This window comes from Halomonas sp. THAF5a (assembly GCF_009363755.1).
In the GTDB taxonomy this organism is placed as follows: domain Bacteria; phylum Pseudomonadota; class Gammaproteobacteria; order Pseudomonadales; family Halomonadaceae; genus Halomonas.
Genome location: NZ_CP045417.1, coordinates 2824565 through 2840732, shown reverse-complemented (window position 1 = coordinate 2840732; position 16168 = coordinate 2824565). Strand labels below are relative to the sequence as shown.

13 protein-coding genes are annotated in these 16168 nt (G+C 69.6%); 7 read left to right on the top strand and 6 right to left on the bottom strand.

The features are described from left to right. Positions 1-13: 13 nt before the first annotated feature. From FIU83_RS12910 to FIU83_RS12895, 4 genes are all read right to left on the bottom strand, one after another. Complete coding sequence (locus tag FIU83_RS12910) at positions 14-1927, bottom strand: glycosyltransferase (RefSeq protein ID WP_152484419.1); 1914 nt, start codon at positions 1925-1927, stop codon at positions 14-16. Positions 1928-1936: 9 nt separating this feature from the next. After that, the gene (locus FIU83_RS12905; protein WP_152484418.1) at positions 1937-3283 is read right to left on the bottom strand and encodes a UDP-glucose/GDP-mannose dehydrogenase family protein; all 1347 of its coding nucleotides are present in this window, start codon (positions 3281-3283) and stop codon (positions 1937-1939) included. A 309-nt stretch (positions 3284-3592) separates the two neighbouring features. Beyond that, positions 3593-4192 (bottom strand): cob(I)yrinic acid a,c-diamide adenosyltransferase, encoded by a 600-nt coding sequence (gene cobO, locus FIU83_RS12900; RefSeq protein ID WP_152484417.1) that lies wholly within the window; start codon positions 4190-4192, stop codon positions 3593-3595. A 65-nt stretch (positions 4193-4257) separates the two neighbouring features. Then, on the bottom strand, positions 4258-5766 hold the full coding sequence (locus tag FIU83_RS12895) for a RimK family protein (RefSeq protein WP_152484416.1): 1509 nt from the start codon (positions 5764-5766) through the stop codon (positions 4258-4260). A 130-nt stretch (positions 5767-5896) separates the two neighbouring features. On the opposite strand from FIU83_RS12895, the gene FIU83_RS12890 reads away from it, so the two are divergent. The 4 genes from FIU83_RS12890 to pepN all read left to right on the top strand — a co-directional run bounded on the left by FIU83_RS12890 (position 5897) and on the right by pepN (position 10235). Continuing rightward, complete coding sequence (locus FIU83_RS12890; protein ID WP_367642279.1) at positions 5897-6439, top strand: GNAT family N-acetyltransferase; 543 nt, start codon at positions 5897-5899, stop codon at positions 6437-6439. Between the two features lie 48 nt (positions 6440-6487). Then, a complete protein-coding gene (locus tag FIU83_RS12885) occupies positions 6488-6973 on the top strand; it encodes a YajQ family cyclic di-GMP-binding protein (protein WP_152484415.1) in 486 nt (161 codons plus the stop codon). A 178-nt stretch (positions 6974-7151) separates the two neighbouring features. After that, entirely contained in the window at positions 7152-7529 is a 378-nt protein-coding gene (locus FIU83_RS12880; RefSeq protein ID WP_152484414.1) for a YbaN family protein, read from the top strand. 72 nt (positions 7530-7601) lie between these two features. Next, a complete protein-coding gene (gene pepN / locus FIU83_RS12875; RefSeq protein ID WP_152484413.1) occupies positions 7602-10235 on the top strand; it encodes an aminopeptidase N in 2634 nt (877 codons plus the stop codon). An 81-nt stretch (positions 10236-10316) separates the two neighbouring features. Here the strand turns inward: pepN and FIU83_RS12870 are convergent, their stop codons facing one another. Continuing rightward, positions 10317-10604, bottom strand: a complete 288-nt coding sequence (locus FIU83_RS12870) for a hypothetical protein (protein WP_152484412.1) — start codon at positions 10602-10604, stop codon at positions 10317-10319. Between the two features lie 196 nt (positions 10605-10800). Further along, a complete protein-coding gene (locus FIU83_RS12865) occupies positions 10801-12399 on the bottom strand; it encodes a cation:proton antiporter family protein (RefSeq protein ID WP_172976080.1) in 1599 nt (532 codons plus the stop codon). A 152-nt stretch (positions 12400-12551) separates the two neighbouring features. On the opposite strand from FIU83_RS12865, the gene yegS reads away from it, so the two are divergent. The 3 genes from yegS to FIU83_RS12850 all read left to right on the top strand — a co-directional run bounded on the left by yegS (position 12552) and on the right by FIU83_RS12850 (position 16143). Further along, positions 12552-13454 carry a lipid kinase YegS gene (gene yegS / locus FIU83_RS12860; protein WP_152484411.1) on the top strand — a complete coding sequence of 301 codons (903 nt, stop codon included), beginning with the start codon at positions 12552-12554 and terminating at the stop codon, positions 13452-13454. 84 nt (positions 13455-13538) lie between these two features. Continuing rightward, on the top strand, positions 13539-14135 hold the full coding sequence (locus tag FIU83_RS12855) for a LemA family protein (protein ID WP_152484410.1): 597 nt from the start codon (positions 13539-13541) through the stop codon (positions 14133-14135). A gap of 10 nt (positions 14136-14145) precedes the next feature. Next, positions 14146-16143, top strand: a complete 1998-nt coding sequence (locus FIU83_RS12850; protein ID WP_152484409.1) for a M48 family metallopeptidase — start codon at positions 14146-14148, stop codon at positions 16141-16143. Positions 16144-16168: the final 25 nt, after the last annotated feature.

Here is a 16168-nt window from a genome sequence, read left to right as displayed (position 1 = left end):
GCGTCCTGCGAGGTCAGGAGCGGCCGGGTTGCACGCTGATAGTCAGGTCGACGAGGGCCACCGTGCGGTCGTCGAGTTCGAGGGCGCAGCCCTGGGGCGTGTGGCAGGTCGCGAGCTGTCCGGCGTCGAGCGGGCGACCGCTGGCGTCGTGGACATGACGTGCCAGTTCGGGGCTGATCTCGAGCGTGGTCGGCTCGTCGCCGGGCGCGCCGGCGAGGCGCTCGGTCCGCATGCGCTCGGTGGTGGCCACGATATCCAGCAGGCCCTCGTCCAGCGCCAGGCGCTCCGGCGGCAGGGTGACGTTGCCGCTGGGGGAGCCGTCGGCCAGGATCATCGCCATCCAGCGATTGGCCGTGCCGGTCTGAGCCTCGGCGGCGGGACCCTGGAGGATGGCCATGGCGGTGCGATCCGGCGGCTGCAGCACCCCGGTGGCCAGCACCAGCACGTAGAGCATCACCGCGATGAAGGCGCCGTGCAGCACGTGACCCATGCGACGCTGGCGGTTGACCGCGGCTGGATCGTCCGGCTCGCCGGCGGAGATCCCCTGGCGCGACCACTTCTGGCGGTTGAAGCGGAAGCTGACGTAGGTCTTGAGCAGGGCGCCGAAGACCTGGTTGTAATAGATCAGCGGGATCCACAGCAGGCTGAAGCGGCCGCGTTGCCAGGCCAGGATCAGCGTCGAGATGCTGCGCGTGAACAGGATCCACAGCGCGTAGGCGAAGATGAACGAGGGCCGCACGAACAGGGTCACCAGGATCGCCACCGTGGGGCCGATCAGGGTCGTCCACATGGACAGGCGCTGGTCGACCAGGCTCCACCAGGTGAACATGCCCATCGGGCGCGGCCCCAGGGCGATCGCCCGGCTGCTGGTACGCAGCATGTTGCCGTACCAGCGGCGCATCAGGTCGGTGGTCGACTTGAAGAAGCGACGGCGGTCCGGCAGCTCCTCGAACCCGGTGACGTAGACGTCCGGCAGGTAGAGCATCCGCCAGCCGTTCTTGAGCAGCCAGTACCAGGTCGACTTGTCGTCCCCCGAGAGGAACTTGAAGTTGCCGAAGCGCCAGTGGTCGACGCGGTCGTTCTCGACCAGCTCGATGAAGCTCGGCTGGGTGGCGAGGTCGAGGCGGAAGGCGCTGTAGCGGCCGGTCAGCACCAGCAGCCGGCGCGACACCGAGCCGGAGCTCATCACCAGATGGCGCTGGGCGTAGCGCAGGTCGTACCACTCCTTGGTGACGTCGCCGCCGGTGACGATGGCACTGTTGTTGGTGGTCAGCGCGCCCAGGTCCTCGTTGGTGCGGAAGAACGACAGCGAGCGCTCGAGGGTGTCGGGCTCGAGCAGGATGTCGCCGTCCATCGAGACCAGCAGGGCATCCGGGGCCGGGGCGCGACGCGAGATCGCGCGCAGCACTTCCGCCATGGCGGAGCGCTTGCCGTCCCCCTTCTGGAACATGTAGCGCAGCTCGATGTTGCTCGGCCAGCCGCACTCGTCCATCACGTGGGTGATGATGTCGACGTCGGTGCGGTCGGCCAGCGAGGCGAAGATGGTGGTCGGGACGCCGTAGTCCCGGACCTCGCGCACCAGCGCCTCGTAGACCCGATAGCTGACGTCGGCATCGATGCGGAACGAGGTGCACAGCACGTACAGCTCGCTGGGCTTGGCGGCCTCGCCGGCGGCGTCCGCCGCGGCGCGCAGCCGCGGGAAGATGCGCCGGTTGTACCACACCGAGCGCAGCGCCTGGACGAACCACCAGGAGTAGCGCCAGGCGCCGATGGCGCCGATGGCGAAGAAGAAGCTCTTCGATGCCGGCGAGAAGACTTCCGACGGCAGCTCGGAGAGCAGCAGCACCAGCAGGGCCAGCAGCAGCAGCAGGGCGGTGACCTCCGTCACCTTGCTGGCGACGGAGGTGTGGTCGGGGAGCTTCGACATGGCGAGGCCTCAGGCGAGGACGGGACGCACGGAGTCACCCCGGCCGATGGCGTAGTAGGACAGCCCCGCCGCCTTCACCGTCTCGGGGGGGAAGAGGTTGCGGCCGTCGACCAGCACCGGCGAGGCGAGCGCTTCGCGCAGGTGATCGAAGTCCACGGTGCGAAAGGCCTTCCACTCGGTGCAGATCACCAGCGCATCGGCGCCCTCCAGGGCCTGGTCGCGCTGGCCGGCCAGCACCAGGTCGTCGCGCTCGCCATAGAGTCGGCGGCACTCCTCGCGGGCTTCCGGGTCGTAGGCCTGGACCCGTGCACCGGCGGCCCACAGGGCCTCCATCAGCGCGCGGCTGGGGGCCTCGCGCATGTCATCGGTGTTGGGCTTGAAGGCCAGCCCCCACAGCGCGATGGTCTTGCCGGCGAGCTCGCCGTTGAAGGCCTGGCAGAGCATCTCGAACAGCCGCGACTTCTGGCGGGCGTTGACGCTCTCGACGGCGGCCACCATCTCGGCGGGGTGGCCGACCTGTTCGGCGGTGCGCGCCAGCGCCTTCACGTCCTTGGGGAAGCAGGAGCCGCCGTAGCCGCAGCCCGGGTAGATGAAGCTGTAGCCGATGCGCGGGTCGCTGCCGATGCCGTGGCGCACCTCCTCGATGTCGGCGCCCAGGCGCTCCGAGAGGTTGGCGATCTCGTTGATGAAGCTGATCTTGGTGGCGAGCATGGCGTTGGCGGCGTACTTGGTCAGCTCGGCGCTGCGCACGCCCATGAACATCAGCTTGTCCTTCTGGCGGTTGTAGGGGCCGTAGCACTCGCGCATGGCGCGCCGGACCCGCTCCGACTCGGTGCCCACCACGATGCGCGAGCCGCGGGAGAAGTCCTCGATGGCCGCGCCCTCCTTGAGGAATTCCGGGTTGGAGCAGACATCGAAGTCATGCGCGACGCCGCGCCGCTCGAGTTCGGCGGCAATGGTCCGCGCCACCCGGCTGGCGGTGCCAACCGGCACCGTCGACTTGTCGACGACGATGCGGTACTCGGTCATGTGGGTGGCGATGGTCTCGGCGACCTTCAGCACGTGGCGCAGGTCGGCGCTGCCGTCCTCGTCCGACGGCGTGCCCACCGCGATGAACTGCAGCAGCCCGAAGGCCACGGCCCGCTCGGCATCGGTGGTGAAGTGCAGCCGGCCGGCCGCGCGGTTCTGGCGGATCAGGCTCTCGAGCCCGGGCTCGTAGATCGGCACCTCGCCGGCGTTGAGCCGGGCGACCTTGTCCTCGTCCACGTCGACGCACATCACGTCGTGGCCGACATCGGCCAGGCAGGCCCCGGTGACCAGGCCCACGTAACCGGATCCGAAGATGGTGATTTTCATGATCGTTTGCTCCTCGCTCGATGGCCGTGACGGCCCCGCGCAGGGCGGGGGTGCGCAACGTTGCATTGACGATCAGGGCCGGGAGCAAGATGCGTGCCACTCTTTGGCCAGGCGGCATATGGCGCCGCCTGGCGGGCCGGGCGAGGGAAGGGAAGCGGGCGTGGACGCCCGTCGGGAAGGGTCAGGGCGTCGCGATGATGCGACGCTTATGGAGCAGGTGTTTTAATTACTTTCAAATCAGTGTCTTACATGTTGCCTGCTGACGACGATGTCTCGCGAGAGTGACGTAGCTTATTGAAAATAATGGAGTTAGTAGTCGATGCCTCGACGCGCCTGGAGGCCGTTGTTGAAGGCGTGGCGCACCTCGTTCATCTCGGTGACGGTGTCGGCCAGGGCGACGAGCTCGCGGTGGGCATTGCGCCCGGTGACGATCACCGTCTGGTCGGCGGGGCGCTTCGCCAGCGCCGCCTTCACGGTGGCGATGTCCAGGTAGCCGAACTTGAGCATGTAGGTGATCTCGTCGAGCACCACCAGATAGAGGTCGGGGTCGGTGAGCATCCGCTCGGCCTCGGCCCACACCTCCCGGCAGGCGCGGGTATCGGCCTCGCGGTCCTGGGTGTCCCAGGTGAAGCCGGTGGCCATGACGGCGACCTCGAGGTTCGGGTCCTCGGCCAGCCGCTCTCGCTCGCCGCACTCCCAGAGCCCCTTGATGAACTGCACCACCCCGACCCGGTAGCCGTAGCCCAGCGCCCGGGTCACGGTGCCCCAGGCGGCGGTGGTCTTGCCCTTGCCGTTGCCGGTGAAGACCAGCAGCAGCCCGCGCTGCTCGGTCGCCTCGGCGACCTTCTCGTCGACCCGGGTCTTGAGTTTCTGCATCGCCTGCTGATGGCGGGTATCGCGATCGTTCATCGGAGCTCCGTGGCGTGTACAAGGCTTGTCAAGGACTGGCAGCATACGCCAGAACCGTCCGGGCGTCAGCCGTCGAGGCCGTCGCGCTGGCCGACACGGGCCTCCATGCGCGCCAGGAAGACGGCCATGATCCGCTCATAGAGCGCTCGGCCGAGCACGGCATCCTCGATGCCGGCATCCACGTTGGGATTGTCGTTGACCTCGATCACCACGACCCGGTCGCCGACCTGCTTGATGTCGACCCCATAGAAGCCGTCGCCGATCAGCCGGGTGGCGCGCAGCGCCGCCTTGATCACGGCGGGGGGGACCTCGGCGGGATCGTGGGTGGTGAAGCCGCCGCTCTTCACTCGCCCGCCGGCGTGGTGGTAGATCTGCCAGTGGCCTCGGGCCATGTAGTAGCGGCTCGCGAACAGCACCTGGCCGTCGAGCACGCCGATGCGCCAGTCGAACGCGGTGGGCAGCCACTCCTGGAGCAGCAGCAGGGCGGAGGTGGCGAAGAGTCGCTCGGACTCGTGCGCGAGCTCCTGCAGCGAGGTCACCTTGACGATACCGCGGGAGAAGGCGCCGTCGGGAATCTTCAGGACCAGCGGGAAGCCCAGGCCCGCGACCCGTTCGGCCAGCGGTCGACGATCGCCGCGCTTGAGCAGGATGCCCTCTGGGGCCGGCACGCCCTTGGCCCGCAGCAGGGCGTGCAGGTAGACCTTGTTGGTGCAACGCAGGATGTCGCGGGGAGCATCGATCACCACCAGCCCCTCGTGCTCCGCGCGCCGGGCCATGCGATAGGTATGGTGATTCAGCGCGGTGGTCTCGCGAATGAACAGGCCGTCGAACTCGGCAAGGCGCCCGGCGTCGCGGCGGGTGACCAGCGAGACGTCGATGCCCTGTCGGCGTCCGGCGCGGATGAAGGCCTTCAGCGCCCCGCGGTTGCTCGGTGGCAGCGTCTCCTCGGGATCGACCAGGATCGCCAGATCGAAGCGGTAGCGGCGACGCGCCTTGGGAGTGCGCCATACTTGCCGTGAGTGGCGGTTGAGCGCCGTCGCGAACAGGTCCTGCTCGTCGACGGTCAGCTCCCGCAGTCGCAGCGGCTTCAGGCGTGCCAGTCGCCAGGCGTCGTGGCGACGCACCAGCCGCGCCTCGAGCAGCGGGCAGGGCAGGCGCTCGAAGAGCTTGCGCGCCAGGCGTGAAAGGCCCGGCTCCCGGCAGTCACCGAACAGCACCCGCAGGGTCAGCCGGTCGCCGCGCAGGGCGCCCTGGCGGCTCAGGTCGTCGAGCAGGGCCTTCAGGCCATCGAGCTGCAGGTCGACCAGCGCCTTGCGCCCGAGCGCATTGAGCGTCTCCACCGTGGGCAGCACGCGCTGACCGCGTGCCTGAGCCAGCAGCGAGACGTAGTAGCCGGTGCCCAGGTCGTCGAGCTCGCTGCACAGGTTGATCACGCGGGTGGTGCGGTCTGGCTCATCGGCGAGTCGGGGCTGCCGCTCCTCGGCGAGGAAGCTATCGGCGGTGATCACATCCTCGGAGGGGAAATAGGGGCGCCAGTCTTCCAGGCGGTCGACGACGATGCGCAGCGGACACATGTCAGGCTTCCAGGCAGGGCGGCGGAGTGCCGCCGGATTGCGGGCAGCATGCGCTCGAAGCCAGGCGTCGGCAAGCGCCCGGGAGGGTGAAAATATTTCATGATCATCGCCGATGACATCGACATTGGCCATGATCACAATCGTCGCCAAGACCTCCTGGAGACTCGAGATGACCGTCATCCTGCGCCAGGCCACTTCTCATGACCTGGACGCCCTCTATCGCCTGGAGCAGGTGGCCTTCAGCGGCGACCGCTTCAGTCGCCGCCAGCTCTGGCACCTGCTCAATCGGGCCCATGCCCTGACCCTGGTGGTCCAGCGCGACGATGGCGACGAGCGTCATCCCGCGGTCCTGCTCGGCTACGGTACCCTGCTGTTTCGTCGTGGCAGCCGACGCGCCCGGCTCTACTCCTTCTGCGTGCACCCCGAGGCGCGCGGCAGCGGCCTCGGGCGGCGGCTGCTGGAGTCGCTGGAGGCCCGGGCGCGCGAACGGGAGGCCGAGGTGCTGGGCCTCGAGGTACGGGCCGACAACGACGTGGCGATGGGGCTCTACCGGCGCATGGGCTTCTCCCCGGAGCGCTGGCTGAGCGACTACTACGAGGATGGCTGCGCCGGCTGGCAGATGGCCAAGCCGCTGGTCGCCCTCGAGGAGGCCGCGCCCCGGCGCGCGGGCTGATAGAATCGCCTTCTTTCGTTCATCTTTCATGACCTGCAGGACATCGCCATGCCCTCCTTCGATATCGTTTCCGAATTCGACAAGCACGAAGCCAGCAACGCCGTGGATCAGGCCAATCGCGAGATCCAGTCCCGCTTCGATTTCAAGGGCGTCACCGCGAGCTTCGAACTCGGCGGCGACACCGTGACCCTCGAGGCCGAGGTCGACTTCCAGCTCAAGCAGATGCTCGACGTGCTGCGCAACAAGCTGATCGCCCGCGGGATCGACGCCCGCTGCATGGACGTCGAGGAGCCGGTTCTCTCCGGGGTGCGCGCCCGCCAGGAGGTGACCCTCAAGCAGGGCCTCGACCAGAAGGAAGCCAAGGACATCGTCAAGCGCATCAAGGAGAGCAAGCTCAAGGTCCAGGCCCAGATCCAGGGCGAGAAGGTGCGCGTCACCGGCAAGAAGCGCGACGACCTCCAGGCCGTCATGGCGCTGCTGCGCGGGGAGAGCGGCCCCGACCTTCCCCTGCAGTTCGACAACTTTCGTGACTGACCCTCGCGACTGATCCTCGCGACAGCCCCGTGCGACCGAGGATCGAGAGCGAGTGGGCCCCGGGCCGGGCGGCATGATCCCGGTCATCCCGATGGCGCCCATAGGCGTTCGCGATTGGCACCGGGCGGCGAAATGCTCTTCAATGAGAACGATGCCGAACCACGGGAGTGAGCGCCAGATGCCGACCCTGCAACGTCTCGCCTTCCTCGGCCTGGCCTGGATCAGCTTCGGGGTGGGCGTGATCGGCGCCTTCCTGCCCCTGCTGCCGACCACCTGCTTCATGCTGCTGGCGGTCTGGGCGGCCTCCAAGGGCTCGCCGCGCTTCGCCGCCTGGATCCGCGAACACCCCCGCTTCGGCCCCACCATCACCGCCTGGGAGGCCGAGCGAGCGATTCCCCGCCATGCCAAGCGCCTCGCCGCGGCGATGCTCGCCCTCTCGATGCTGGTGCTGGGCCTCACCGTCAGCCTCTGGTGGCTCAAGCTCACCCTGATCGCGGGACTCGCGCTGGTCGCCGCCTGGATCCTGTCGCGTCCCGAGCCCATCGCGGCCCGCTGAGTGCCCGGCTTTGAGCTTCGGGCGCGGCGGGCCGTACAATGGATCGCAACTACCGACAGGAGCCCTTCCTAGATGTCAGAACCGCAGCCGATCTACCTGAGCGATTACCGTCCGCCCGCCTACCGCGTGACCCGCACCGAGCTCACCTTCGAGCTGGACCCCGCCGCGACCCGGGTCAAGGCACGCCTGCACCTCGAGCGCCATCCCGAGTGCGAGGCCGGCACGCCCCTGGCGCTCGACGGCGAGCAGCTCGCGCTCAAGGCGATCGCCATCGACGGTCAGCCGCTCGGCGAGGACGAGTACGAGGTGGGCGAGGCGGGACTGGTCGTGCATCGGGTGCCCGAGGCCTTCCTGCTCGATACCGAGGTGGAGATCGCCCCCGAGGCCAATACCGCCCTGGAGGGGCTCTACCAGTCCAGCGGCATGTACTGCACCCAGTGCGAGGCCGAGGGCTTTCGGCGCATCACCTTCTATCCGGACCGCCCGGACGTCATGGCGACCTTCTCCACCACGGTGATCGGCGATGCCGCGACCCTGCCGGTGCTGCTCTCCAACGGTAACCCGGTGGAGCGTGGCACTTTGCCCGGCGGGCGCCACTTCGTCACCTGGGAGGACCCGCACCCCAAGCCCAGCTACCTGTTCGCGCTGGTGGCCGGCGACCTCGAGAAGGTCGAGGACCGCTTCACCACCCAGAGCGGTCGCGAGGTGACGCTGCAGATCTGGGTCGAGGCGGAGAACCTCGACAAGACCGACCACGCCATGGCGTCGCTGAAGCGCGCCATGGCCTGGGACGAGCGCGCCTACGGCCGCGAGTATGACCTCGACCTGTTCATGATCGTCGCGGTCAACGACTTCAACATGGGCGCCATGGAGAACAAGGGGCTCAACATCTTCAACTCGGCGGCGGTGCTGACCCACCCCCAGACCGCCACCGATGCCGCCTTCCAGCGCGTCGAGGGCATCGTCGCCCACGAGTACTTCCACAACTGGTCCGGCAACCGCGTGACCTGCCGCGACTGGTTCCAGCTCTCCCTGAAGGAGGGCTTCACGGTCTTCCGCGACCAGACCTTCAGCGCCGACACCAACTCGGCGGCGGTCAAGCGCATCGAGGACGTCTCCTTCTTCCGCACCGCCCAGTTCGCCGAGGACGCCGGCCCCACCGCCCACCCGGTGCGCCCGGACCACTACATCGAGATCGGCAACTTCTACACCCTGACCATCTACGAGAAGGGTGCCGAGATCGTGCGCATGCTCTCGAACCTGGTGGGGGAGGAGGCCTTCCGCCGGGGCAGCGACCTCTACTTCTCGCGCTTCGACGGTCAGGCGGTGACCATCGAGGACTTCGTCGACTGCATGGCCGAGGCCTCGGGCGAGGATCTCGGCCAGTTCCTGCGCTGGTACTCCCAGGCGGGGACGCCGGAGGTCGACGCCCACGGCGAGTACGACTACGCCAACGCCGAGTACCGGCTGGTGCTGCGCCAGCGTACCCCGGCCACCCCCGGCCAGCCCGAGAAGCAGGCCCTGCATATCCCGATCCGCCTGGGGCTGGTCGGCACCAAGTCCGGCCGCGACCTGCCGCTGACCCTGGACGGCGAGGCGCTGGGCACCGACGCGGTGATCCACCTGCGCGAGGACGAGCAGGAGTTCCGCTTCACCGACGTCAGCGAGGCCCCGGTGCCGTCGCTCGCGCGCGGCTTCTCGGCGCCGGTCAAGCTGCACTTCCCCTACGGCCGCGAGGACCTGGCCTTCCTGCAGGCCCACGACTCCGACGGCTTCAACCGCTGGGACGCCGGCCAGCGCCTCGCGCTGCTGGCGCTGGACGACCTGATCGCCGCCCACCGCAACGGGGTCGAGAAGGTCATGGACCCGCGGGTGGTCGAGGCCTTCCGCGCCCTGCTGGCGGCAGAGGTCGATGACAAGGCGGTGCTGGCCCAGATGCTGACGCTGCCCTCGGAGGCCTACATCGCCGAGCAGCAGCCGCTGGTCGACGTCGACGCCATCCACGCCGCCCGCACCTTCGTCAAGCAGTCGCTGGCGACCGCGCTGCGCGACGATTTCCTGCGGCTCTACGAGGAGAACCGCTCCGAGGCGCCCTACGCGCCGGAGCCCGAGCAGATCGCCGCACGCAGCCTCAAGAACGTGGCGCTCTCCTACCTCATGGCCATCGAGGACGAGGCGGGGCTCGAGCTCGCCCAGGCGCAGTTCGCGGCGGACCACAACATGACCGACGTGCGCCACGCCCTGACGCTGCTGGTGCACGGCTCGCGGGGGGATCTCGCCGACCCGGCCCTCAAGGCCTTCGGTGAGAAGTGGGCCCACGACCCGCTGGTGATGGACCAGTGGTTCAGCCTCCAGGTGACGCGTCCCCAGGCGGATGTGCTGGAGCGCGTCAAGTTCCTGATGGCCCACCCGGCCTTCTCGCTGAAGAACCCCAACCGGGTGCGCGCGCTGATCGGCGCCTTCGCCAATCAGAACCCGGTCAACTTCCACCGCGCCGACGGCGAGGGCTACCGGCTGCTGGCCGACACCGTGATCGAGCTCAACAAGCTCAATCCCGAGATCGCCGCGCGGCTCATCACGCCGCTGACTCGCTGGGCCCGCTTCGACGAGGCGCGCCAGGAGCTGATGAAGGCCGAGCTCGAGCGCATCCGCGCCGAGGAGCTCTCGCCCAACGTCTACGAGGTGGTGGAAAAGGCCCTCGTCTGAGGAAGTGGCCGGAAGGGACGCCCACGACACGACGGCGCCGCCCGGGAGGGCGGCGCCGTCGTCGTTGGGGCAGCGGAGGGGTCAGCCGATCAGCCAGCTCAGCACCGTCGCCCCCAGCAGCCACCAGACCAGCATGACGATGAAGGCGCCGCGCAGCAGGGCGGCCACGCCCTTCCACAGCAGCCACAGCCCGAAGGCCAGCACCAGCAGGCTGATCAGGGTGATCGGGATGCCGAGGCCGTCGGAGAGGCCCTGCATGAAGCTGCCGGCCGCCTCGTCGAGGTGGGAGAAGAAGCCGGTCAGGCCCGCGACGAGAAAGCGGATGAACTCGCCGATGGCGCTGCCGATGAAGCTGAAGACGTCGTCCATGGGGTGGCGTTCCGGTAGGGGGAGGCCGCGGCGTGCGCGACTCGAGGACGCGAGGGCCGCGGGGGTGGCCGGGCCCTGGCAAACACTGGGGAGAGTATCGCGACAAGCGGGCCGTGCTGACAAGCGCGGGCGCCGCTCGCTTCGACCGGTTCACCTCAACGGGCCCGCCTCCCTCAACGGGCCCGCGGCAGCGGGCTCACCCGAGCTGGCTGGCCCGGGAGATGACGCCGGCCTCCTCGGCGGCGCTGTCGGCCAGCGCCCGGCCGGCCTCGTCGTAGACGTGGAAGACCGCATTGGCGCCGAGCTCGCGGATCGGCTCGATCTCCTCGGGGTATTCGACCACCGCGGTGATGCGCCCCGGGAACGCGCGGGAGCGCAGCTGCTTGAGGGCGAAGAGGTTGCCCGCGTGGTGCGGCATCGCCAGCACCACCATCTGCACGTCGCGGGACATCAGCAGCTTGTCCCAGAAGTCGGAGTCCACGGCATCGCCCTCGAGGATATTGAAGCCGCGGCCGCTCAGCGTCTTGACGCTCTGGGGATTGCTGTCGATGCCGAGCACGCGCAGGCCGTACTCCTTCTGCAGGCGGCGGTAGACGCTGCGCCCGATGCGCCCCATGCCGAGCACCACCGCCTCGGCGTCGCCGACCTCGATGGGACGGTCGCTGGGCGAGAGCTCGCCGACGCGGATGCGCGGCAGCCGCGGCTCCAGCCAGCGGTAGACCCGCTCGCTCACGCCGTTGAGCACCGCCGACAGGGCGAAGCTGAGTGCCACGGCCAGGGAGATCACCACCAGCCAGTCCCCCGAGAGCCAGCCGCTGGAGACCGCGATGGCGCCGACGATCAGGCCGAACTCGGAGTAGTTGGTGAGGCTCAGGGTGGCCAGCACCGAGGTGCGGTGGCGCATCCTGAAGCGCATGAAGACCACCTGGTAGAGGGCGCTCTTCAGCGGCAGGAGCAGCACCAGCAGCAGGGCGGCGCCGAGCATCTCGGCGCTCGGCATGGCCGTCAGGCCGATGCTCAGGAAGAAGCCCACCAGCAAGAGCTCCTTGAGGCTGAACATCGAGCGCGCCAGGGTCTGGGCGGCGGGGTGGGGGGCCAGCAGCAGGCCGATGATCAGCGCCCCGAGATCGCCCTTCATGCCGACGACGTCGAACAGGGCGTAGCCCAGCACCAGGGCCAGCAGCAGGCCGAACAGCATCTGCATCTCGCCGTGGCCCAGGCGGTCGAGCAGGGCGCGCAGGGCGGGGGCCAGCGGAATCAGCAGTACCAGCCCCAGGGCCCAGGGGCTCGGCAGCTCGCCGGTGGAGGCGGTGATGAAGAGCACCGCGAAGATGTCCTGCATGATCAGCACCCCGATGGCCAGGCGGCCATAGGCGGTCTGGGTCTCGCTGCGTTTCTCGAGTACCTTGACCACGAAGACGGTGCTCGAGAAGGAGAGCGCGAAGCCGAGCAGGGCCAGGGTGGACCAGCCGATGTCCGCCAGCAGCGTGAGCCCGAGCCCCTTGAACAGCGCGAGCAGCAGGACCATCACCAGGGTCGAGGCCAGCATGTGCAGCGAGGCACCGCCCCAGACGTCCCGGCGCAGCAGGGTGCGCACGTCGAGCTTCAGGCCGATACTGAACAGCAGCAGCACGACCCCGATGTCGGCGAGGGTCTCGAGCAGCGGGGTCTTGTCGAAGCCCAGCGCGTTGAGCGCGAAGCCGCCGGCGAGAAAGCCCACCATGGGCGGCAGCCGCAGCAGCATCGCGGACATGCCGCCGAGGAAGGCCGCGAGAAGAAAGGCCGGTTCGATCATGCACACTCCCTGTTCGGCAAACTTCGGCAAGACCGATAGTGTAGGGAAGTCGTTAGGTGAATGGCATTCATGATTTGGTGTATGCCCGCCGGCGGTGGCGCGGCCGCTAGGGGCGGGGCCTGCCGGCGGCGAAACGGACGAGAGGAGCACGGATGGCCAGACTGATCCTCAACGGCAAGTCGGCACAGCTGCCGGCGGTGCGCGAGGCGATCTTCGCCCGGCGGGCGGCGGGCGATACCCTCGAGGTGCGCGTCACCTGGGAGGCCGGCGACGCGGCGCGCCTGGCACAAGAGGCCGCCCGCGACGGTGTCGAGCGCGTGATCGCCGGCGGCGGCGACGGCACGGTCAACGAGGTGGTCAACGGCCTGATGCGCGTGGCCCGGGAGCGCCGCCCGGCGCTCGGCCTCCTGCCCCTGGGCAGCGCCAACGATTTCGCCACCTCGCTCGGGCTGCCGCTGGCCGCCGAGCCGGCCCTCGCGGCGGCCCTCGAGCTGCCGGCGCGCCCCGTCGACGTGCCTCGCCTCGACGACTGGCACTTCCTCAACATGGCCACCGCCGGTTTCGGTGCCGAGATCACCTCGTCCACGCCCAAGGGGCTGAAGCGGCTGCTCGGCGGCGGGGCCTACTCGTTGATCGGGGCCGTCAAGGCCTGGCACATCACCCACTATGCCGGGCGGCTTCGCTGGCCGGAGGGGGAGCGTCGGGTCGAGCTCTGCCTGCTGGCCATCGGCAACGGCCGCCAGTCGGGCGGGGGGCATCCGCTGACCCCCCAGGCGACCCTGGACGACGGCCGCCTCGACGTGCTGATCCTGCACGACATCGGCTCGCTGACCCAGCTGCGGGCCATGCGTCACGAGCTCGAGACGCGTCCCGCCCGGGGCACCCACGTCGATACCCTGCGGGTCGATCGGCTGACCTTCACGGCCGACGAGCCGGTGCCCCTCACCCTGGACGGCGAGCCCGACCGGCGCCGGGGTTTCACGGTGTCGATCGAGCCCGCGGCGCTGTCGCTGGCGATGCCGCCCGACTGCCCGCTGCTCTCGCGGCCTGCATGAGGCTACTATGAACTCTTGAGCATGAGATACGTGGTCACCGCCTCCGCGGCGGACCGATTCGGGTCGACAAGGGAAGACGACATCATGAGCCTCTCGCTGATCATCCCCGTGGCACTGCTGGGCCTCCTGCTGGTCTACGGGGTGGCCATCTACAATCGCCTGGTGGCACTGAAGAACCGCTACCAGAACGCCTTCGCCCAGATCGAGGTGCAGCTCAAGCGCCGCCACGACCTGATTCCCAACCTGGTCGAGACCGCGAAGGCCTACCTGCGCCACGAGCGGGAGACCCTCCAGGCGGTGACCGAGGCGCGCAATGCCGCCGAGGTGGGGCTCCGGCACGCCGCGGCCCGGCCCGGCGAGCCCGGCCCGATGGCGGAACTGGCGGGGGCCGAGGGCGCGCTGGGCGCCGCCCTCGGGCGGCTCAACGTGGTCATGGAGGCCTATCCGGACCTCAAGGCCTCGGACAACATGCGCGAGCTCAGCGAGACGCTGGCCACGACCGAGAATCGGGTGGCCTTCGCTCGCCAGGCCTACAACGACGCGGCGATGCAGTACAACACCTACCGGCAGAGCTTTCCTCCGGTGCTGCTGGCCGGCTCCATCGGCCACAAGCGCGAGGCGGCCCTGCTGGCGTTCGAGGACAGCGCCGAGATCCAGGCGGCACCGCGCGTGACCTTCTGAGGCCCTGCCCATGGACTTCTTCGCGGCACAGGACCGTGCCCGTCGCATGACCGGCCGGCTGGTCATCCTGCTGGGACTGGCGGTGGCCGCCCTGATCGTGGCGTCCTCCCTGGCGGTGGCGTTGGCGGTGACGCTGCTCGATACCGGCTCGCTCGCCGCCGACCCCCTGGCGCGCGCCCTGGAGCCGCGCCTGCTGGGCGCCGTGGCGACGGTGGTGATCCTGGTGGTCGGCCTGGGGAGCCTGGTGCGCCACCTCCAGCTGCGCGCGGGCGGGAGCGTGGTGGCCGCGGCCCTGGGCGGGCGACCGCTCAATCTGGAGACCCGCGACGAGGCGGAGCGCCGGCTGCTCAACGTGGTGGAGGAGATGGCCATCGCCTCCGGCATGCCCGTGCCGGAGGTCTTCGTGCTCGAGGATCAGGCGATCAATGCCTTCGCTGCGGGCCATGACCTCGACGATGCGGCCATCGGCGTCACCCGAGGGGCCCTGGAGGCCCTGGATCGGCAGCAGCTGCAGGGGGTGATCGCCCACGAGTTCAGCCATATCCTGCATGGTGACATGCGCCTCAACCTGCGGCTGGTGGCGCTGCTGCATGGCGTGCTAGTGATCGGCCTGGCCGGCCGCCTGCTGCTGCACGCCTCCGGCGGTCGTCGCAGGCGCTCCCGGCGGGGCGGAGGGCATGTCGCCCTGCTGGGCCTCGGCGCGGCACTGATGGTGCTGGGCTATGCCGGTACCTTCTGCGGCAATCTGATCAAGGCCGCGGTGAGTCGCCAGCGCGAGTTCCTGGCCGATGCCAGCGCGGTCCAGTACACCCGTCACCCCGAGGGGATCGGGGGCGCCCTGAAGGTGCTGGCCGCCCATCGGCTGGGCTCGCGACTGCTCACCGGCCATGCCCAGGAGTTCAGTCATCTTTTCTTCGGCAGCGGCGTGCGCTCGCTGTCCCGCCTGACCGCCACGCATCCCCCGCTGGAGGCACGCATCCGCCGCGTGGAGCCCCGCTGGGACGGCAGCCTGCCCCCCGCGCCGGCCCTCCGTTCGGCACCGTCCCGAGCGACGGCCGGGCCGCGTTCGGCCGGGCCGCGGGCGGGGGCCGCCACGTTGACCGGGGAGGCGTCGGCCCGCCAGGCCACGGCCCATCTCCGCGGGGCCGACGCCCGTGAGGGGGATGCGGCCGTCGCCGAGGGCATCGTGGCCAGTGTCGGCCGGCCGAGCGCCGAGGACATCGACCGCGCGCGTCGGCGGCTCGGCGAGATCGACGAGCGCCTGATCGAGGCGGCCCATGAGCCCTCTGCCGCCCGGGCGCTGGTCTACGGCATCCTGATGGGGGCCGATCCCGCCAGTCGCGAGGCACAGCGTGATGCGCTGACCGTTCAGGCCCAGCCCGATGTGCTGGCTGAGCTCCAGTCGCTCGAGGAGCCGCTGTCTCGGCTGTCGCCGGGCCAGCGCCTGCCGCTGATCGAGCTGGCGCTGCCCGTGCTGCGCCGTCTCTCGGTGGCGCAGTCGATGCGGTTCCAGGCCTGCCTGCGCCGACTGATGGCCCTGGAGTCGCACCCCGGGGCGCTGCAGTGGGCACTGCAGAGGCTCGTGCTCCAGGGGCTTGCCGGCGAGCGCCGGGCCCGGCGCGACCGCCATCTGGCCGACCTCTCGGGGCCGCTCTCTCTGTTGCTCTCGACGCTGGCGCGGGCCGGCCGGCAGGATGAGCTGCCGACCCATGCCGCCGTCGAGCGGCTCTCGACCGCGCTGGGCGTGCCCCTGGATGTCGTCCCCGAGCCGGCCCGGGCCACGGATCTCGACTGGGCCATGGCACGACTGGCGCGCCTGGCCACGTCCGAGCGGGCCACGCTGCTGGCGGCCATGAGCTGCTGCGTCACCCACGATGGCCGGATCGAACCCGAGGAAGCGGAGCTGCTGTGTGCGGTGGCCTGGACCCTGGGGTGCCCACTGCCGATGCGCTCGCACGAGGCGTGGGAGGGGCCCCCCGCTGGCGAGTCGACGGAGGAGACGGCATGATGAGGGAACGTTTGCCCATCTCTCA